This window comes from Rahnella sp. GSA61A, from assembly GCF_019969905.1.
In the GTDB taxonomy this organism is placed as follows: domain Bacteria; phylum Pseudomonadota; class Gammaproteobacteria; order Enterobacterales; family Enterobacteriaceae; genus Rahnella; species Rahnella aceris.
This window is the reverse complement of record NZ_JAHXYO010000006.1, coordinates 236,305-253,986: the sequence shown is the minus strand read 5'-3', so window position 1 is coordinate 253,986 and position 17,682 is coordinate 236,305. Positions and strand designations below refer to the sequence as shown.

General features: G+C 54.8%; 20 protein-coding genes and 1 pseudogene. 6 read left to right on the top strand and 15 right to left on the bottom strand.

Features of this window, described 5'->3' with window-relative positions; all coding sequences use genetic code 11:
* Nucleotides 1–59: 59 nt before the first annotated feature.
* On the top strand, nucleotides 60–206 hold the full coding sequence (locus LC431_RS10775; protein ID WP_013575663.1) for a hypothetical protein: 147 nt from the start codon (nucleotides 60–62) through the stop codon (nucleotides 204–206).
* A gap of 47 nt (nucleotides 207–253) precedes the next feature.
* Here the strand turns inward: LC431_RS10775 and LC431_RS10770 are convergent, their stop codons facing one another.
* Complete coding sequence (locus LC431_RS10770) at nucleotides 254–685, bottom strand: CopD family protein (protein WP_015689981.1); 432 nt, start codon at nucleotides 683–685, stop codon at nucleotides 254–256.
* A 206-nt stretch (nucleotides 686–891) separates the two neighbouring features.
* Here LC431_RS10770 and LC431_RS10765 point away from each other — a divergent pair, with 206 nt between their 5' ends.
* Nucleotides 892–1,479 carry a TetR/AcrR family transcriptional regulator gene (locus LC431_RS10765; RefSeq protein WP_013575665.1) on the top strand — a complete coding sequence of 196 codons (588 nt, stop codon included), beginning with the start codon at nucleotides 892–894 and terminating at the stop codon, nucleotides 1,477–1,479.
* Complete coding sequence (locus LC431_RS10760; protein WP_013575666.1) at nucleotides 1,476–2,402, top strand: DMT family transporter; 927 nt, start codon at nucleotides 1,476–1,478, stop codon at nucleotides 2,400–2,402. The genes LC431_RS10765 and LC431_RS10760 overlap by 4 nt, the downstream gene beginning before the upstream one ends.
* A gap of 48 nt (nucleotides 2,403–2,450) precedes the next feature.
* On the opposite strand, the gene LC431_RS10755 is transcribed toward LC431_RS10760, so the two are convergent.
* From LC431_RS10755 to LC431_RS10695, 13 genes are all read right to left on the bottom strand, one after another.
* Nucleotides 2,451–3,509 (bottom strand): NAD(P)-dependent alcohol dehydrogenase, encoded by a 1,059-nt coding sequence (locus LC431_RS10755; RefSeq protein ID WP_013575667.1) that lies wholly within the window; start codon nucleotides 3,507–3,509, stop codon nucleotides 2,451–2,453.
* A 99-nt stretch (nucleotides 3,510–3,608) separates the two neighbouring features.
* Nucleotides 3,609–4,358: a histidine utilization repressor gene (gene hutC / locus LC431_RS10750; RefSeq protein WP_037035698.1), complete on the bottom strand. Its 750-nt coding sequence runs from the start codon at nucleotides 4,356–4,358 to the stop codon at nucleotides 3,609–3,611.
* A gap of 55 nt (nucleotides 4,359–4,413) precedes the next feature.
* Nucleotides 4,414–5,184: an enoyl-CoA hydratase gene (locus LC431_RS10745; protein ID WP_013575669.1), complete on the bottom strand. Its 771-nt coding sequence runs from the start codon at nucleotides 5,182–5,184 to the stop codon at nucleotides 4,414–4,416.
* A complete protein-coding gene (locus LC431_RS10740) occupies nucleotides 5,181–6,074 on the bottom strand; it encodes a 3-hydroxyacyl-CoA dehydrogenase family protein (protein ID WP_223509794.1) in 894 nt (297 codons plus the stop codon). Before LC431_RS10740 ends, LC431_RS10745 begins: the two co-directional genes overlap by 4 nt.
* A 15-nt stretch (nucleotides 6,075–6,089) precedes the next feature.
* Entirely contained in the window at nucleotides 6,090–7,292 is a 1,203-nt protein-coding gene (locus LC431_RS10735; protein ID WP_119261691.1) for a CaiB/BaiF CoA-transferase family protein, read from the bottom strand.
* The gene (gene hutH, locus LC431_RS10730) at nucleotides 7,289–8,833 is read right to left on the bottom strand and encodes a histidine ammonia-lyase (RefSeq protein ID WP_217243947.1); all 1,545 of its coding nucleotides are present in this window, start codon (nucleotides 8,831–8,833) and stop codon (nucleotides 7,289–7,291) included. Before hutH ends, LC431_RS10735 begins: the two co-directional genes overlap by 4 nt.
* Nucleotides 8,830–9,714, bottom strand: coding sequence for an ABC transporter substrate-binding protein (locus tag LC431_RS10725; protein ID WP_013575673.1), 885 nt, complete (start codon nucleotides 9,712–9,714; stop codon nucleotides 8,830–8,832). Before LC431_RS10725 ends, hutH begins: the two co-directional genes overlap by 4 nt.
* 34 nt (nucleotides 9,715–9,748) lie before the next feature.
* Nucleotides 9,749–10,456 carry an ABC transporter permease gene (locus LC431_RS10720; RefSeq protein WP_013575674.1) on the bottom strand — a complete coding sequence of 236 codons (708 nt, stop codon included), beginning with the start codon at nucleotides 10,454–10,456 and terminating at the stop codon, nucleotides 9,749–9,751.
* Nucleotides 10,453–11,103 (bottom strand): ABC transporter permease, encoded by a 651-nt coding sequence (locus LC431_RS10715; protein ID WP_015689989.1) that lies wholly within the window; start codon nucleotides 11,101–11,103, stop codon nucleotides 10,453–10,455. The genes LC431_RS10720 and LC431_RS10715 overlap by 4 nt, the downstream gene beginning before the upstream one ends.
* A gap of 4 nt (nucleotides 11,104–11,107) precedes the next feature.
* Nucleotides 11,108–12,202, bottom strand: a complete 1,095-nt coding sequence (locus LC431_RS10710; RefSeq protein WP_037035704.1) for an ABC transporter ATP-binding protein — start codon at nucleotides 12,200–12,202, stop codon at nucleotides 11,108–11,110.
* Nucleotides 12,203–12,463: 261 nt separating this feature from the next.
* The gene (locus LC431_RS10705; protein ID WP_015689991.1) at nucleotides 12,464–13,312 is read right to left on the bottom strand and encodes a helix-turn-helix domain-containing protein; all 849 of its coding nucleotides are present in this window, start codon (nucleotides 13,310–13,312) and stop codon (nucleotides 12,464–12,466) included.
* A 163-nt stretch (nucleotides 13,313–13,475) separates the two neighbouring features.
* The gene (locus LC431_RS10700; protein WP_131637749.1) at nucleotides 13,476–14,243 is read right to left on the bottom strand and encodes a phytanoyl-CoA dioxygenase family protein; all 768 of its coding nucleotides are present in this window, start codon (nucleotides 14,241–14,243) and stop codon (nucleotides 13,476–13,478) included.
* 147 nt (nucleotides 14,244–14,390) lie between these two features.
* Entirely contained in the window at nucleotides 14,391–15,287 is an 897-nt protein-coding gene (locus LC431_RS10695; protein ID WP_037035706.1) for a LysR family transcriptional regulator, read from the bottom strand.
* 156 nt (nucleotides 15,288–15,443) lie between these two features.
* Between LC431_RS10695 and LC431_RS10690 the strand changes: the two genes are divergently transcribed.
* Both LC431_RS10690 and LC431_RS10685 read left to right on the top strand, forming a co-directional pair.
* Nucleotides 15,444–16,169, top strand: coding sequence for a pirin family protein (locus tag LC431_RS10690; RefSeq protein ID WP_013575680.1), 726 nt, complete (start codon nucleotides 15,444–15,446; stop codon nucleotides 16,167–16,169).
* 532 nt (nucleotides 16,170–16,701) lie between these two features.
* Nucleotides 16,702–16,977, top strand: coding sequence for a helix-turn-helix transcriptional regulator (locus LC431_RS10685; RefSeq protein ID WP_223509806.1), 276 nt, complete (start codon nucleotides 16,702–16,704; stop codon nucleotides 16,975–16,977).
* Between the two features lie 50 nt (nucleotides 16,978–17,027).
* Here LC431_RS10685 and LC431_RS10680 read toward each other — a convergent pair whose 3' ends face one another.
* Entirely contained in the window at nucleotides 17,028–17,234 is a 207-nt protein-coding gene (locus LC431_RS10680; RefSeq protein ID WP_157962144.1) for a hypothetical protein, read from the bottom strand.
* Between LC431_RS10680 and LC431_RS26340 the strand changes: the two are divergent.
* Nucleotides 17,171–17,305: pseudogene (locus LC431_RS26340) on the top strand (hypothetical protein); the annotation flags it as partial. The gene LC431_RS10680 and the pseudogene LC431_RS26340 overlap by 64 nt on opposite strands.
* Nucleotides 17,306–17,682: the final 377 nt, after the last annotated feature.

Here is a 17,682-nt window from a genome sequence, read left to right as displayed (position 1 = left end):
TCTGCACAATAAGCAATAAAAAGAAGCCTGCAAATTTGCGGGCTTTTTAATGGACGATTATGCTGCTGTCGGCTCCGCTGATGCTGGTTATTATCGGGCTGGGATCGTTTGCCGTGCGCGAAAACCATTCGCTGACAATTTTAAAGGAAGGCAATATTCCGCCGGTGCCCTGCACCCTGATTGCGCTGGTGAACGGCGAGTCATAAAAAAATCCACGCTTTCACGTGGATTGAGTTTTGCGGGAAACCGGATGTCAGAAAGGCCTGATTATCGCCAAAATACCAATGAGGATCACACCGACAATAATCACCGCGCTGGCGTTGCGCACCAGCGCGAAATCTTTCACCTGCTGACCGGTGGCGCGACGACGTAAATCGCCGGAAAGCAGCCCGTGCAGCGCGGAGAGAACCAGCACCACCACCATTTTTATCAGCAGCCAGGCATGGGGGAATTTGCCATAACTGACGATCATCACGATGCCCGCCACCCACAACAGGATCATCGCCGGGCTGGTGACACTGCGCGTCCATTTGCGCACGGTTTCCAGTAACAACGTCTGTCCTGCACTTTCCGCAGTACCGGATGTCCGCGAACAGGCCATCGATACCAGCGCCATCGCCAGCATGCCGCCAATCCACAATACGCCCGCAATCACGTGCAAGGCATTGAGCCATTCATGAAGCATTTTTATCCCTCCGGAAGTTAACAATAATTCTGCCTGCCGCAGATGACCTCAACCTGCTGTCTCTCCACAACTTTTAGCGGATTATGGCGGTTTCCCACACGAAAGGCACGGTTAAGTCGTCACTTTTTCTTATTCTCAGCCGGTGTTTACATTGAGTAGGTAGACTGGTATACCTACAGGCAAGATGAACAACACGAGTAAAAAAAATGTCCACCACAGACTCCTCTCCTGAAAGCGCCCGCGACCGGCTTCTCGGTGCCGCCCGGGTTCTGTTTTATAACAACGGCATTGCTGCGACCGGGATTGACGCAATCATCAAACGTGCCGGTGTCGCCAAAAAAAGCCTCTACAACAATTTCGAATCCAAGGCTGAACTGGTCGCGACGTACATTGAAATACGTCATGACGAATGGCTGGAGCTGTACGCCCGGCGTGTTGAAAAAGCTAAAACACCGAAAGAAAAAGTGCTCGCCGTGTTTCAGGCGTATGACGATCACGCTGAATTTGCCTATGAGCACGGCTTTCGTGGCTGCGGGTTACTGAATGCCGCCGCCGAACTGCCCGCCGGAGCGCCCGGCAGGCACGCCGTGCGCGGGCATAAAGAACATGTTGAAGCTATCGTGACTGCGCATCTTCTCGAACTGTTCCCCACTGACGAGGCCAAAGCCCGCCTGATGGCGCGGCATTTTTCATTTTTACTGGAAGGCGCGATTTCGCGTGCAGGTCTGGAAGGCAACGGTCAATGTGTCCGTCAGGCGATGGACATGGCGGCCTCAATGATGGAGGTGCCATGACGATAACGCCTCGTGAACGCATGACGGGCGTACTCGCCGTGGTATTTGCTTCCGTTCTGTGGGGGTCGACCGGCACGGCGGCGACATTTGCGCCCGACGTCAGCCCGCTGGCGATCGGCGCAGTGGCCATGGGGCTGGGCGGATTGTTGCAGGCGCTGATTTCCGCCAGAAGGATAGTCACCAGCCGGGTAACTCTGGTGAACAACGCACGCATGTTATTTACCGGCGCACTGGCGGTCGCAGTTTATCCGCTGGCGTTTTACGCCTCGATGCACCTGGCGGGCGTCACGGTCGGTACCGTGATTTCCCTCGGTTCTGCGCCGCTGTTATCCGCACTGATTGAATATTATCTCGACGGACAACGTCTCACCCGCCGCTGGATGACCGGCGCCGCCATTGGCGTGGCGGGCATGGTGTTACTTTGCGTCGGTGAAAGTGGCAGTCACTCCACCGCCGGTCAGGGCGACCACGCGATAGCCGGTGTGGTACTCGGGCTGATTGCCGGGCTGACCTACGCGCTTTATGCCTGGGCGGCGCGTCATTTAATGCAGCGCGGCGTCCCTTCCCGCGCGGCAATGGGCGCCACGTTCGGGCTGGGCGGTTTACTGCTGATGCCGGTGCTGTGGATGACCGGCGCGCCCCTTCTGGCGTCATGGAATAACGCCGCGGTCGGCGCGTACATGGCGCTTATCCCGATGTTTGTCGGTTATGTCTGTTTCGGTTATGCCCTGGCACGCATTCCGGCCAGCATGGCCACCACCATCACCCTGCTGGAACCGGCGGTCGCCGCCGTGCTGGCGGTGGTGATTGTGGGCGAACGCCTGCCGCCGCTGGGCTGGACAGGTATCGGGCTGGTGGTTGCCTGTCTGATTTTTATCACCGTGCCGCTGAAAAGACGCGCAACCTTACCGGTTTCTGCCTGAAAAAATGGCTCCCGCAGGAGCCATTTTTGTCTTCATTGCTGCGACAGATTACACCGCCGCAGGCGCGGTCAGGGAAGCCATATCAATCACAAAACGATAGCGCACATCGGCTTTTTCCATACGCTCAAACGCTTCGTTAATTTCATCCATGCGGATCATTTCACAATCCGGCAGAATGTTTTTCTCAGCACAGAAATCGAGCATTTCCTGCGTTTCACGGATGCCGCCGATTGGCGAACCGGCCACGCGACGACGGCCTAACAACAGCGGTACGGTGTTGAATTCTTCCATCGGCCCGACCTGCCCGACCAGCACCAGCGTACCGTCCACATCCAGCAACGGCAGGTACGGCGTGACGTCATGTTTGACCGGCACGGTATCGATGATTAAATCAAAATGATCGTGTGCCTGCGCCATCGCGTCGCTGTCGGCGCTGACCAGCAGACGGCTTGCACCTAATTCCAGCGCATCGGCTTCTTTGGCATTTGAACGGCTCACCACCGTAACATCTGCACCCAGACCGACCGCCAGTTTGACCGCCATATGGCCCAGACCGCCCAGACCAATCACGCCCACACGGCTGCCCGGCCCGACGTTCCAGGTTTTCAGCGGCGACCAGGTGGTGATACCGGCGCACAGCAGCGGCGCGGCTTTGGAGAGATCTAACCCTTCCGGCATACGCAGACAAAACTCCTCGCGCACCACTAAATGCTTGGAGTATCCGCCCTGCGTCGGCTCTTTGGTGAAACGATCATAACCGGCGTAAGTCCCGGTGTTACCTTCGCGGCACAACTGTTCTTCACCTTTTTTACACTGATCGCATTCCTGACAACTGTCTACCATGCAACCGACGGCAACATGATCGCCTGGTTTGTAGCGAGTGACGCCTTTACCAATGCTGGTGACACGTCCGACGATTTCATGGCCGGGAACAATCGGATAATAGCTCCAGCCCCAGTCATTTCTTGCGGTATGTAAATCGGAATGGCAAACGCCGCAATACAGAATTTCCATTGCGACATCGTTATCACGCAGGCCGCGGCGTTCAAACGTAAACGGCGCCAGCGGTTTTTTAGGATCGTAAGCAGCAAATCCAACAGTTTTCATCAGTAAACTCCTGAGTCGTTAATGACCCGTTAACTATAGAATTTACCGCCGAAGTCACAAGCCACAGTCCTCCTGAATCCTTGCCTGATCCTGTTCAGTTTATTTCTTAAAGCTGCCGAACATTTTGTAGCGTCCGCCCGGATACAACAGCCGGGCGCAGGTCACCACTTTTTCATGATGCCAGGTGCGGCGCAGGGTTTGCAGGCACGGCTCGGTCTGATGAATATTCAGCAGGCGCTGTTCGTCGTGACTGGCCATCACCGCTTCAATGGTATGTTCGCCCGCCGTCAGCGGTGCCAGTTGGGTCAGATAGGCGAAAGGCGTGGTTTTAGTGAAATCCTGGTGTAAATACAAGGGGGCGATGTCCGGATTCACCAGCCGGTCTTCCAGTTGCACCGGAATGTCATTTTCGTAATGCACAATCACCGAATGAAACAACACCACGCCGGGCAGCAGCATAAATTTCATCGCCATGCTGTCACCGGCACTTTGCTTACCCAGTTGCAACACGCGGGAGGTATGAAAGTGCCCGCGGCTCTTAATTTCGTCAGAAATGTTATTCACTTCCAGCATCGGCGTGAACGCTTTCATTTCATTGACAAAGGTGCCGACGCCCTGCAAACGCAGCAGATAGCCCTCCGTGGTTAACTCGCGCAGTGCCCGGTTTATGGTCATCCGGCTGAACCCCAGCTCGGCGACCAGTTCACTTTCTGACGGCACGCGCTGATGCGGTTGCCAGTGTCCGTGCAGGATCTGATTAATGATCCCCTGTTTCACCTGCTTATACAGCGGAGAAGGCTCGTCTCCGGCATCCGCAATGACTTCTGATAGCGTTCTGTTTGATGACATCATTCCTGCCTTGTATGTCGCACGGAGCACGGCGGCTGGCGTATTTTACCGGACGTTATTTGCCGGTAAACGCCGCCTGTTCTTTCGCCGCCAGTGCACGCATGCCTTCGCTGCGGTCGTCACTGGCCGCAATCAGGGCCGACAACGAACGTTCATAACTGATGCCCGCCGTTAAGCCCATATCGAAACTCGCCAGCACGGCTTTTTTGGCCATCTTAACGGCGAGCGGTGCGGCACGGGAAATATTCTGCGCAATCTTTAACGCCTGTTCCGTTAACGTTTCCGGCGTGGTGACACGACTGATCAGTCCGGCGGCCAGCGCTTCTGTGGCGGTGATTTTTCGCCCGGCGAGGATGATTTCCATCGCCAGTGATTTCCCCACCGATTTAACCAGCCGCTGCGTGCCACCCGCGCCGGGGATAATCCCGATGTGCGTTTCCGGCAGCCCAATAATGGCCGTGTCATCAGCAATCACGATATCGCACAGCAACGCCAGTTCCAGCCCGCCACCCAGTGCATAACCGGATAACGCCGCGACAACCGGCGTTTCAATGGCGGCAATCTGATCCCACTTTTCACTGAAACCGCTGGTGTAAAGGGCTATCGCTGAGGCGGTGGCCAGCGTGCCGGTATCGGCACCCGCAGCAAACGCACGCGCGGAGCCGGAAATCACCATCGCGCGGATCTGTTTATCACCGTCCAGTTCGCGCATTTTCTCCAGCAATTGCGTCAGCATTTCTGCACTCAGCGCATTAAGTTTTTCCGGCCGGTTAAGAATGATATGCGCCACGCCCTGATGACGTTCACAGCGGATAAGTTCGCTCATGGTTTTTGCATCCCGCTGATGGCAAGGATTGTGGCGTTTCGGTGCGCGAGACCTTCTTCAATAGCCTGCGCCGTCCACGGATAAAACCCGGCGCCGGTTTTGGTGCCCAGATTGCCCTGCTCAATTTGCGCCAGCAACCACGGCGGCAGCTCCTCGTCGCGCGATAAGGCTGGCAGTAATATCGCGGCGACATTTTTCACCGTGTCCAGTCCGGCAAAATCCATCAGCTTCAGCGGCCCCATCGCCGACCAGCGCGGGGCGAGCGTACTTTGTACAGCGAAGTCCACGTCTTCGATGCTGGCAATTCCGGCTGTGACCAGATGCAACGCCTCACGCAGCATGGCGTATTGCAACCGGTTGACGATAAAACCCGGCGCTTCTTTATGAATGGTCACCGTCTGTTTACCCAGTTGCTGACAAAGCGCATCGGCCTGCTGACACGTATTTTCATGGGTTTGCGGTCCGCAGACAATTTCCACCATCGGCATCACATCCGCCGGATTAAACCAGTGCAGGCCGATAAAGCGCGACGGCACCGCCAGTACGCTGGCAATCTGCCCGACCGGGACGCTGGAGGTGTTGGTGGTCAGCAGACAGTCGTCGCTGACATGTTTTTCGATCTCCTGGAAAATCTGCTGCTTAAGCGCCAGCACCTCAGCGATATTCTCCGAAACAATCTTCGCGCCTTTCAGACATTCCGCCATGGACGTCGTAAACGTGACCGACGCCGTCAGCCCGGCGTCGATACTGTCGATCACTTTGGCCGCATTGTGCAGCGAGTTTTCAGTGCGTGAATAAAGCGCCACCTTAAAGCCGCTGGCGGCAAATACCGCAGCGATCCGCGCGCCCATCGTGCCCGCGCCAATGACTGCAACCTGCGTTGGTTCCATATTATCTGCCTCCGGTTAAATGACGCCCTGTTGCGCAAGTGTGTCCATCTCCTGCGAAGACAGCCCCAGTTGTGCACTGAGAATGGCGCGGGTGTGCTCGCCAAGCTGTGGCGGCATTAAATCGGGTAGCTGGTTCATGCCGCTCAGCTTCACGGGCTGCGGTAAGATACTGATTTCACCGGCGACCGGATGCATCACCTGATGCAGTAATCCGCGTTCGGCGGCATGCGGGCTTTGCAGCAGTTCATCCAGCCCCCAGACCGGTGCGGCGGGAATACCACCGGCATCGAGCAGGGCGAGCGCCACGACCACCGTTTTGTCGTGCAACCACTCTTCAATCAGCACCCGTAACTCATACTGATGTTTCAGGCGCTGCGGATCCGTCGCAAAGCGCGCATCCTGTACGATTTCCGGTTTGCCAATGGCCTGTGCCAGACGGAGGAACAGGCTGTCATTGGCGACGGCAATCACCAGATAACCGTCTGCCGCACGGTAGCTGTCCATGGGGGCGCTGATCGGATGTGCATTGCCCAGTCGCCCGGCCAGCGGCATACCGCCCAGCAGTTGTGTCAGCGAGACCATTTGCATCGACACCATCGCATCAAGCATCGCGACATCCACATGTTGCCCGAGGCCGGTAATGCCCCGTTGCAGCAATGCCGCCAGAATGCCCCACGAACAGTACAGACCCGACACCACATCACCAATCGCATCCCCCACCCGCGTCGGTTCGCCGTTCGCCCAGCCGGTGACCTGCATAATGCCGCCCATCGCCTGGATCACATGATCGTAAGCGGCTTTATGCGCCAGCGGTCCCTGCTGCCCAAAACCGGAAATACTCGCATACACCAGCTTCGGATTGATCTTCTTTACGGCGTCATAATCAATGCCCAGGCGGGTGGTCACACCGGGCCGGAAATTTTCCACCAGCACATCCGCACTTTCGATCAGTTGCTCCAGCACGGCCCGGCCTTGCGGTGATTTCAGGTTCAGCGTCAGGCTTTTTTTGCCGTGATTAAGCAGCATGAAATAGGTGCTTTCGCCATTAACATGCGGAGTGAAATCACGGGAATCGTCGCCTTTACCCGGCATTTCAATTTTGATCACTTCCGCACCCAAATCATTGAGCAGCGAAGCGCAGTAAGGCCCGGCCAGCACGCGGGAAAGGTCGAGCACTTTGATCCCTTCCAGCGGCCGGGATGTCGCTGATACACTCATGCGGTTTCTCCCTCAACGGTGTCTGCGAAAATCAAAGGTGTCAGCGCGCGCAAGATATCGCCCTGTTTGATGAGCTGGCGGATGGCCAGCATATCCGGATACATTTCCTCGTCACTCTGCCGGAAGGCCACCTGCTCACGCACCAGAGACAGCACGGTTTCCGTGCCCGCCGAGGCGCACAGTGGCCGGTGGAATTCCACCGCCTGCGTGGCACACAGGATTTCTATCGCCACGATATCAATGGCATTTTCAACGGCATCAATAGCATTGCGTGCCGCCGTCACGCCCATGGAAATATGATCTTCCTGTCCGGCACAGGTGGACACGGTATGCACACTGGCCGGTGCTGCCAGCGCACGGTTTTCCCCTGCCAGCGCGGCCGCTGCATACGGCGGGATCATCATCCCTGAATGCGCCCCGCCATTGGCCACCAGAAAAGCCGGCAATCCGCTGAGATGGCTGTTCGTCAGGCGGTCAGAACGGGCCTGCGAACCGGTGCTGAGTTGCGCAATGGCAATCGCCAGCGCATCCAGACACAGCGCCACCGGCGCACCGTGCCCGTTGCCCCCCGGCAGTACATTCAGCTCGCCGTCTTCGACCATAAACACCGGATTATCCGTGACAGAATTCACTTCCGTGGTCAGCGTTTTCAGGCAATAACTCAGCACATCCCGCGCCGCGCCGTGCATTTGCGGAATACAGCGCAGGCTCAGCGCGTCCTGCACGCGAAAATCACGGTATTTATCGAGGATCTCACTGTCACGCAGTAAACTGCGCAAAATCCGCGCGGTTTCCTGCTGACCGTCGTGCGGGCGCAGCGCATGAAGGCGGGCGTCATACCCGCGGATGTTTCCCTTCAGCACTTCCAGACTCATGCCACCCGCGGCATCCGCCACCGGCAGCAATTCGCGGAAAGTTTCCGCCGCCAGACAACCCAGCGCAGTGATTTCATACGTACCGCTGACCAGTGCATGGCCTTCGCGCGGGCCGGGAATGCGCACGGCAATCCCCGCCCGTTCCAGGGCTTCCCGTGCCGGTAACAGTTCGCCCTGATAGAACGATTTTCCATAGCCGAACACTGACAGCCCGATATGTGCGGTGGCAATCAGATAGCCGACCGACCCTTTGGCGGGTGACCACGGCGTCACCCCCTTATTGAGCATATCGGCCATCGTCTGCACCAGCGCCGGGCTGACGCCGCTGAATCCCTGCAACAGGGATTTCATCATCACCGCCATCATCGCCCGCACTTCATGCTGCGCCAGAACCGGCCCTGTACCGCAGGCATGGCTTTTCAGCATATTGAGTTGCACGTCGGAAATTTGCTCCGGCGACAGGCGCTGAGTGACCAGGTCGCCCACGCCGGTGGTCAGGCCGTAAATCACTTTATTGTCAGCAATTGCCTGCCTGATTTTCTCGTGCACGATCAGCATGGCGTCTGATGCTGACGGGTCCGGCAGCACCTGCGCCCCGTAAGCGATATCGGCGATGTCACGGACGGAGGTTTCCGCCGTGCCTAAGATGACAGTGCGCGTCATCATTTATTCAGCCCGTGCCCGGTCAGCCACTCTTTTGCCACAGCATCCACGCTTTCGAAATTCGCCAGTTTGCCGTTCATCACGATCAAATCGCTGGTGGTCAGTTGCCTGGACACATTGTTCAGCGTGGTTTCAACCACCTCGCTGGCTTTGTCTTTTGCAATCAGCGGCACAATGTTTTGCGCCGGGAATAAGTGTTTGGAATCTTCCAGTGCCACCAGATTCTTCGTTTTCATCGCCGGATCGGTTGAGGTCATATCCGCGACCTGAATCTGATTGTTGGTCAGTGCTGACAGCGTCAGCGGACCCGCGACGTCGAGCACTTTGAAGTTCTTAAAGGTCAGGCCGTAGACTTCGTTCAGCCCTTTCACACCTTCACGACGGGTTTTCCATTCAGCCGGACCACCCAGTACCAGCGTTTTCGCCACCGGCGCCAGGTCACTGATATCTTTCAAATTGTATTTTTTGGCAGTTTTTTCAGTCACTGCCAGCACATCGCTGTCCTGCGCCGCAGAAATATCCAGCATTTTGATTTTCTCAGGCAGCGCTTTCGCCAGCGCCGCCGCCACATCTTCAGCAGAATGCGCCTGGGTTTTTTCGTCGAGATAACTCAGCGTGGCACCGCTGTATTCCGGGATCAGGTTGATTGAGCCGTCAAGCAGCGCAGGCATATACACCTCACGGCTGCCGATATTAAGTTTGGTTTCCACCTTGACGTTTTTCGCCGCCAGCGCCTGCTGATAAATAGTGGCAATCAGCTGGCTTTCCGGGAAGTCCGCCGAACCGATAATAATGGTGCCACCCGTCTCAGCGGAGAAAGCGGCAGGGGCGTGCACGACGGCAGCAGAAAACAGGGCAACGGCGAGCAGATTTTTCAATTTCATTTTTGTCAGGCTCCGGAATGAGTGAGTAGATAATTCAGTTATTCGATAAAGGAATTGTTTTTTTACGGCGGCGTTCACGCTGCCGTAATCCTGGTGAAACAATGAAACGAATTAAAAAAGAGAAAAATACATCAACCAGTAACGCTAATATTCCCACCATAAAAGCACCCGCAACCATTTGCGGATAATCGTTCTGCGCACGGCCATCAATAATCAGCCGTCCTAACCCCCCAAGCGAAACATACGCAGCAATCGTGGCCGTAGACACAATTTGCAGCGCAGAGCTGCGGATGCCGGATAATATCAGCGCCATTGCACAGGGTATTTCCACCGTCAGCAGTAATTTCAGCGGTGAATATCCCATGCCGGTTGCGGCGTCAATAATCGCCGGATTAATCGCCCTGATGCCGGAATATACCCCCATCATGATGGGCGGTAATGCCAGAATGATCAGCACAATCAGACAAGGCACAATAAAAGCCAGGTCTGATTCAAATACCGGCCCGAACAGAATTACCAGTAAAATGATCAACCCGAATGAAGGCAATGCGCGCATGGCATTGGCGCTGCCGATTAATAACATCGCGCCTTTGCCGGTATGACCGACATAACATCCAATCGGGAAAGCAATAATCACCGCAATAAACAACGCTTCAAAGCTGTAAATCAGATGCTGAAATATCAGCACCAGCAAGCCGTCATCGTTGAGCCAGTGACCGGAGTCCAGCAACCAGTTAATCATTTCGCATTCCTTTTCGGTTGCCAGGTGGTCATTTTATTGCCGGTGCGCAGCACCAGATTATCCAGCAGCAGCGCCAGCACAATGCACAGGAAAATACCGGCAATAATCGGCGTCAGGAAATGTAGCTGGAAACCCTGGGTAAATAACGCCCCCAACTGCGGCATGCCGACCAGTGCTGAAATCGACACAATACTGACGTTCGATACCACCACTACCCGCATACCTGCGGCGATTACCGGCACAGCCAGCGGTAATTCCACGCTCAGGAAACGCTGCAAGGGCCGGTAGCCCATGGCGACAGCGGCCTGATGGGTTTCATGTGGAACAGAATCCAGCCCGTCGCACACGGTACGGATCAGCAGCGCAAACGCATAAAGTGTCAGAGCCACCACGACATTCACGGTATCCAGAATTTTCGTGCCCAGCAGACCGGGTAATAAAACAAATAACGCCAGGGAAGGAATGGTATAGAGCAGTCCTAATATATTGAGAATGCCGTCTTTAAATTTTCCACAGCGGTGCAAAATACCCCCGACCGGAATAGCCAGTGCCAGCCCGATTAATACCGGAATAACAGACAGGTAAACATGCCAGCCGAGCAGCGTTAATATATTTTCCCGCTGCTGAAATAACCAGTCAAAACGCATGGTATTACCTCACAGCACGGGAATGAGAAAGTGAAAACACCTGTTCGATATTTGCCGTACCCATAAAGCGCTGCTGTTCATCAACCACGATACCGCGCTGACAGGGAGAACTTAATACCGAATCCATTAACTGACGCAGCGTGCCATTTTTCGGCGCAAAGGTGCTGCCGAGATTAATATCTTCCGGGTCCACGGTGGTTTTATTTTGTGTCACATCATACCAGCCGAGCGGACATTCATTTTCAACCACCAGTAACCAGGCACTTTCTCCGGCAAGGGATCGGGCTTCGCTGACGGAAATACCCGGCGCGATAACAGGTTCTTTCGTCAGGCTGATATTATCAGGGATCATATCGAACGAAAGTTTACGGTATCCGCGGTCACGGCCAATAAAGTCAGCGACAAACGCATCCTCCGGTTCATTAAGTAATTTCACCGGTGACGCGATTTGCGCCAGACGACCACCGGGGCGGAAAACCGCAACCTGGTCGCCTAATTTCATCGCCTCATCAATATCGTGCGTGACCATAATAATGGTCTTGCCGATTTCACGTTGTAATCTTAAAAACTCATCCTGTAACTGTTCGCGCACCACCGGATCGACGGCGCTGAAAGGTTCGTCCATCAGCATAAATTCCGGGTCCGATGCCAGCGCACGCGCCACGCCGACCCTTTGTTGCTGACCACCGGACAACTGCCACGGATAGCGCTCCGCCATCGTCAGCGAAAGCCCGACCATTTCAAGTAATTCGAGGGCTTTTTTACGCGCTGCCGTGCGTGTCGCACCGTTTAGCAGCGCCGTGACCGCAATGTTGTCCTGCACGGTTTTGTGCGGAAACAGCCCGGCGTTCTGGATCACATAGCCTATTTTGCGCCGCAGTTTAACCAGATCCATCCCGGCGGTCGGCTGTCCGTTCAGCAAAATGTTGCCTGAAGACGGCTCGGTTAACCGGTTGATCATGCGCAGTGAAGTGGTTTTTCCGCAGCCCGAAGGCCCGACCAGCATAGTAATTTGTCCCGTCGGCGCACTGAACGACAGCCTGTCTACAGCCACCGTCCCATCTGCGTAAAATTTGCTTATGCTCTCAAATGAAATCATTACGTTTCCAGCCACATTACGGAGTGTTTTTCATAAGGCGCCTGCGTGTGATTATTTTGCAGACCTGACATGTACTAACTTGTATGTACAACCTAGCAAGCAGGATGCCAACTTCTCTGTGCGGGTGAAAAGCCACGGATTACGGCGGATGGGATGTGCCGGGGGGTAAAAAGTGAACGGAAGATGCGGTTTTTTTGCACCAGAAACAAACACCCCGCCCCATTGCGGTGCGGAATGTTTTACTTTCTGGCTACAGGCTGTTTACGACTTTCGCTCTGACAACTGACTCAGCCACTGACTGCGATATTCAGAAGGCGAACGGGCGGTGCTTTTGCGGAAAACCCGGCAGAAATAGTTGCTGTCAACGAAGCCGCTGCTGGTCGCCACTTCTTTGATTTTCAGTTCATAACCTTTAAGCAACAGTTTTGCCTTTTCCAGGCGGACGTGATTCAGATACTCGCTGAAGCCGATATCTCCGGATTTACGAAACAAATGAGACAGATAATTCGGCGTGATATGGAAACGCTTTGCCACGTTTTCGCGCGTCAGCGGCAGTGAGGCATTCTCTTCAATATACTTTTTGATTACCTCAAACAGCGCCCCGCTGCGGGTAAGGATCTGCGCCCTGTTAGCGAGCTGTTCCTGACAATGACTTAACAGCCCCGCCACCACGCAGCGCGCGGTTTGCTGGTCGTCAGGACTGGAGACAATTTCATTCATCGCCTGCAACAGAAACGAGCCTACACGCGGGCCAAGGCGGGAAACACTTTGTTTATCCGTGCCGGTAAATGTCACGCCATCCCAAAACTGTAAACTGAACCCCAGTTTTTCTTTGCTGAACAGAACACTCAGCACAATCGCGGGCTTGTCCCACACCATCAGATTCCATTTTCCCCCCGGAATATACAGCGCATCGCCCTGCCTGAGCAGCCCTTTGCCTGCGGCAATGCTGCGATCGCGGACTTCGCCTTCAACGACAAATTCAATACGGGGAAAACTGACCACGGAGGCCAGTTCAGGCGGCGGCTGGGAATTATCAGGAAACCTGACAGCAAACACATCACTGCCGGACACCGATCGGAACAGTGTTTCTATCACGTCTTGCAGCATGGCAGTCTCTCAGAGGTTTTCTCTTCATCATAACATACACGTAACACATACGCGGTGATGCGGCCAGCCACACTGTGACCGCCCTCTGATGTCCGTCATAAAGGCCGGTAAAAATGCCATGAAAAAGCCTGACCGGCAGGCCAGGCCTGGGGAAAACAGAAATTCAGAGCACGTCGAGCAACCATTTCTGCGCAGGCGTCAGGCGGCTTGCCGTTTCCGGCTTCAGCCATTTACGCTGATCCTGCTGCTGCGCATCCGCGCGGTCGATATACAAACTGTGCAGTACGCGGCGACGGGTGCCGATGCGGTTATTGGTGCCGCCGTGCCAGGCGTGAGCGTTGTAAATCATCACGCTGCCCGCCGGTGCTTCGAACACCACTTCATCAGGATGCGGTAATTCAACATCCGCCAGCACATCTTCCGGCAATTCCGGGCGGTGATGGGTGCCGGGAATAATGCGCGGTGCGCCGTTGGCGGCACTCAAATCATCAATCGCAACGATGGCATTGACCAGATGGACTTTCGGAAAATCCGGACGCGGCTTTTTCCAGTCAGCATGCAGCGGCTGATGGCCGCCCCGGTGCAGCGCTTCGCGTCCGTTGAGGCTCGAAACCTTAAACGCGCCACCAAAAATATGATGACAGACGGACAGGATCAGCGGATGCGACCACACTTTTTCCCACACGGTACCTTTGTTGATCATGTTGGCGATACGGGTCGCGGTGGCTTCCTGATGGTGTTCAACGGCGAGATTATCGCCCTCTTTGTCCACCAGCATGTCAAACGCGGTGCGCATCTCTTCCAGCCAGTTTTTGTCGATAACATTATGAATAACAAGGTATCCGCGCGTCTCCAGCTCGTCAGCCTGCGCCGGAGTTAATGGTTGTGTTGCGCCCAGCGCTGCAAGATATTGCTCAGATGAATGATTCATTTTCCGCCCCTTCAGTTAACGTTTGCGTAACATAAAAGTACGGCAGTTTTTATAGGAAAAAACGATGCTAATCCTACAAAACACTGGATTTATGTGTGAACGCCCAAAAAGTGTGATGCAGGTCTGCTCACCTCTGCGGTGCTTATCTCAGGCCGATACCAGCAGTTGTGCCTTTAGCCTTTCCTGTAAAAAGTCGAGAAATACCCGGGTGACTTCGCTGCGCTGACGGTGCTGCGGATAAATGGCATGCAGGCTGAGTGAGCCGGGATGAAATGCATCCAGTACGCGAACCAGTGCGCCATATTGCAGCGCCGGTCCGACGATAAATTCCGGCAGTAATACCAGCCCGAGTCCGGCGACGGCCGCATCGCGCAGCACTTCGCCGTTATTGCTGACAATTGGCCCGCGCACATCAAACAGACGACGTTTGCCCTCCAGCTCCAGCTCCCAGCCGGTCTGTCCTTCGCGCCCGTAACGCAGGCAATGATGGTTGAGCAAATCCTCCGGCGTTTCCGGCGTCCCCTTACGCTGAAGATATTCCGGGCTGCAGCAGATCACCCGCTTCAGTTCACCAAGCCGCCGCGCCACCAGCGAGGAATCCGCCAGATTACCAATGCGCAGCGCGATATCGAAACCTTCACCCACCAGATCCACATAGCGATCGACCAGTTCTACCTGAAACTGAATCGCCGGATGCTGACCTAAAAACTCGGCAATCAGCGGCGAAAGGTGGCTGATACCAAACGACATCGGAATGCTGATGCGGTACGTTCCCTGAAGCGCCTGCCGCCTGGGCGATACCGCCCGTTCGGCCTCTTCGATATCGTCGAGGATGCGCTGTGCATGTTGCGCGAACAACTGGCCGGACTCGGTCACCGACAGTTTGCGGGTATTGCGGTTGAGCAGCCGCGCATGTAAGCCAGCCTCCAGCGACGCCATGCGGCGACTGACGTATTGTTTAGAAAGCATCAGTTGTTCAGCCGCTGTGGTAAAACTCCCCGCTTTTACCACGGCAATAAAAATACGAAGATCTTCTGTCTGCATCTTATCCGCACCCTTTATTCTCACGCCATTTATTGTCAACCAAAACGTGACAGTGATAGTCAAACAACCGCATTGTTGAGCAAATTAGTTTACGTGTATTCTCTGTTCATCGGAAGGGCAAACGCGCTTCCCCCCTGACAAACTGAGGAGCACATCATGATTGAACAACGTCTCTCTGAACAACGCGGATTGGGTGACCACGGCTGGTTGCATTCACGTCACACCTTCTCCTTCGCCAGTTACTGGGATCCAAAACAGGTCGGCTTCTCAGACCTGCTGGTCATCAACGATGATCAGGTTGCACCGGGGCGCGGCTTTGGGGCGCATCCGCACAGCAATATGGAAATTATCTCTTATGTGCTGGAAGGCGCGCTGGAGCATAAAGATTCAATGGGCACCGGTTCTGTGATTGTCCCCGGCGACGTGCAGCTGATGAGCGCCGGTTCCGGTGTGACGCACAGTGAGTTCAACCACTCCGGTGACGAAAAGGTGCATTTCCTGCAAATCTGGATCGTGCCATCTGAAAATGGGACTAAACCGGGTTACCAGCAGGTGTCTGTGCCTGAAGCGGAAAAACGCGGCCAGTTCCGCCTGATTATCTCGCCAACAGGTGACAACGGCTCACTGAGCGTGCGTCAGGACATGAAGATTTACGCGGGTTTCTTCGACGGTGCGGAACAGGCCACGTTCGACCTTGACCCTGACCGTTATGCCTATGTCCACGTGGCACGCGGCAGCATCAAAGTGAACGGCATTGAATTCAGAACCGGTGACGGTGCACGTATCCGTCAGGAAGATAAACTCACCTTCACGGACGGCGACCAGGCAGAAGTCTTGCTGTTTGATTTGCGTCCGGTGGAAGTCAATCATCCGACCCGCTGATTGTCCGGCACGCTAATTGAAAGTGTTTAAGCAGGCGTATTACAGGTTTTTCGGCAATGCGCCTGCCCTTTTATTATCTTCGTCCTCACGGATAAAAAAGCCTGCTGTAATACTCTTCAACAGATCTGTTTCTCTGGAAAGCATCTCCCATCTATGTCGTTATCCAGTTGGTTTATAAACCTTCCTTACGTTATATTTGCCTCGTCGCGTCAAAAATACGCGGCTAGGTTTCGCAGCCTGAATACCACATCGGAAATACATATGTAATAATTATGTATTTGCCTCCGTACACCTGTCAGATACAGATGCTTGTAATTTGTACATCCTATGGTGACTCAGGCAAGGCAGCCTCCGGGCTGGCCGGCTTCCGATGTGACCGGTACTGCGAACCTTGTCTGAGCCACCACCAAACGAGTTTCGCAGCTCCGGTGGTGGTTAACTATCACATCGGAGAATACCTATGAAACTGCCCCATAGTCCGACTTTCCTGCCGTTTCCTACGTCGTACATCCAGCAGCATGAGGGAGAAATCCTGATTAATCAGGACTGGCACCCCGCTGACATCATTGCTGCACTGCGCAAAAAAGGCACCACCTTGTCTGCGGTTTCACGCGCTGCGGGTTTATGTTCAACCACATTAGCCAATGCGCTTACCCGCCCCTGGCCAAAGGGGGAATTGCTGATAAGCCAGGCTATCGGCGTGCCGCCTTCGATTATCTGGCCAAGCCGGTATTTCGATAAGCGCACAATGCAATTTGTTGAACGTCCGTTGCGCACGCCCGGTAAGAAACCCCCGTCAGACGAATAGCATAAACATCTCCGGGCGTTGTAAAGACGCCCTTTTTCTTCCTCTCCCTGCTAACTCCCTGAATTCGGCACATCGCAGCCGTGGCTAACGTCAGGCTCGGGCAGGCTGTTATGGCTTTCCACCAGCACCCCCCCTGTCGGATCAACCACCATGCCACACAAACGCAATCCTGCGGTCTGACGGTCAATAACCCGGTAAACAAACTGCACATCATCTGGTTTATGACTGTGCCATGCAGGCGTTTGAAAAACAGCCATCTTTTAAAACTGTTCTGCTTGCACATCCGGTGCTGGCGGCCAATATTACTGAACGGGATCTTGACCACTGGTGAGATCCGGCTCATTACACCGGCCGCGCCGCGCAAAAAGTTGGTTACTTTAATCCAGTTACAATGGAATTTGTTGAAAGGCCCTTAAGGCCTGCATACAAAAGAGCGGCTACCTCTGAATAGCGGGTTAATCCAGGGCGCAGCAAGTGCGCCCTTCTTCGGATCTCAGGTTTTGCAGGTGGGCGACCTGGAGCGCTTTTAAAATCGAATTCAGATTCAAGATCGTGGGCGGTTCAGAAATCTTGCCGAGAGGCGTTGCAGTTTTTACTGGGGCAGCTATTTGAAGGCGGTAGTGTGATGCTGAAGGTCAGGCAGGATAAGGTCAGTACCAGAGTGAAGTGCGGCGGCATCTCTCAAGGATCAGCCGCCGGTTATGA

Excerpts from the sequence above, each read along its gene's own strand:
- LC431_RS10775 (WP_013575663.1), top strand. The coding sequence starts at position 60 with ATGCTGCTGTCGGCTCCGCTGATGCTGGTTATTATCGGGCTGGGATCG.
- LC431_RS10770 (WP_015689981.1), bottom strand. The coding sequence starts at position 685 with ATGCTTCATGAATGGCTCAATGCCTTGCACGTGATTGCGGGCGTATTG.
- LC431_RS10765 (WP_013575665.1), top strand. The coding sequence starts at position 892 with ATGTCCACCACAGACTCCTCTCCTGAAAGCGCCCGCGACCGGCTTCTC.
- LC431_RS10760 (WP_013575666.1), top strand. The coding sequence starts at position 1,476 with ATGACGATAACGCCTCGTGAACGCATGACGGGCGTACTCGCCGTGGTA.
- LC431_RS10755 (WP_013575667.1), bottom strand. The coding sequence starts at position 3,509 with ATGAAAACTGTTGGATTTGCTGCTTACGATCCTAAAAAACCGCTGGCG.
- hutC (WP_037035698.1), bottom strand. The coding sequence starts at position 4,358 with ATGTCATCAAACAGAACGCTATCAGAAGTCATTGCGGATGCCGGAGAC.
- LC431_RS10745 (WP_013575669.1), bottom strand. The coding sequence starts at position 5,184 with ATGAGCGAACTTATCCGCTGTGAACGTCATCAGGGCGTGGCGCATATC.
- LC431_RS10740 (WP_223509794.1), bottom strand. The coding sequence starts at position 6,074 with ATGGAACCAACGCAGGTTGCAGTCATTGGCGCGGGCACGATGGGCGCG.
- LC431_RS10735 (WP_119261691.1), bottom strand. The coding sequence starts at position 7,292 with ATGAGTGTATCAGCGACATCCCGGCCGCTGGAAGGGATCAAAGTGCTC.
- hutH (WP_217243947.1), bottom strand. The coding sequence starts at position 8,833 with ATGATGACGCGCACTGTCATCTTAGGCACGGCGGAAACCTCCGTCCGT.
- LC431_RS10725 (WP_013575673.1), bottom strand. The coding sequence starts at position 9,714 with ATGAAATTGAAAAATCTGCTCGCCGTTGCCCTGTTTTCTGCTGCCGTC.
- LC431_RS10720 (WP_013575674.1), bottom strand. The coding sequence starts at position 10,456 with ATGATTAACTGGTTGCTGGACTCCGGTCACTGGCTCAACGATGACGGC.
- LC431_RS10715 (WP_015689989.1), bottom strand. The coding sequence starts at position 11,103 with ATGCGTTTTGACTGGTTATTTCAGCAGCGGGAAAATATATTAACGCTG.
- LC431_RS10710 (WP_037035704.1), bottom strand. The coding sequence starts at position 12,202 with ATGATTTCATTTGAGAGCATAAGCAAATTTTACGCAGATGGGACGGTG.
- LC431_RS10705 (WP_015689991.1), bottom strand. The coding sequence starts at position 13,312 with ATGCTGCAAGACGTGATAGAAACACTGTTCCGATCGGTGTCCGGCAGT.
- LC431_RS10700 (WP_131637749.1), bottom strand. The coding sequence starts at position 14,243 with ATGAATCATTCATCTGAGCAATATCTTGCAGCGCTGGGCGCAACACAA.
- LC431_RS10695 (WP_037035706.1), bottom strand. The coding sequence starts at position 15,287 with ATGCAGACAGAAGATCTTCGTATTTTTATTGCCGTGGTAAAAGCGGGG.
- LC431_RS10690 (WP_013575680.1), top strand. The coding sequence starts at position 15,444 with ATGATTGAACAACGTCTCTCTGAACAACGCGGATTGGGTGACCACGGC.
- LC431_RS10680 (WP_157962144.1), bottom strand. The coding sequence starts at position 17,234 with ATGGCTGTTTTTCAAACGCCTGCATGGCACAGTCATAAACCAGATGAT.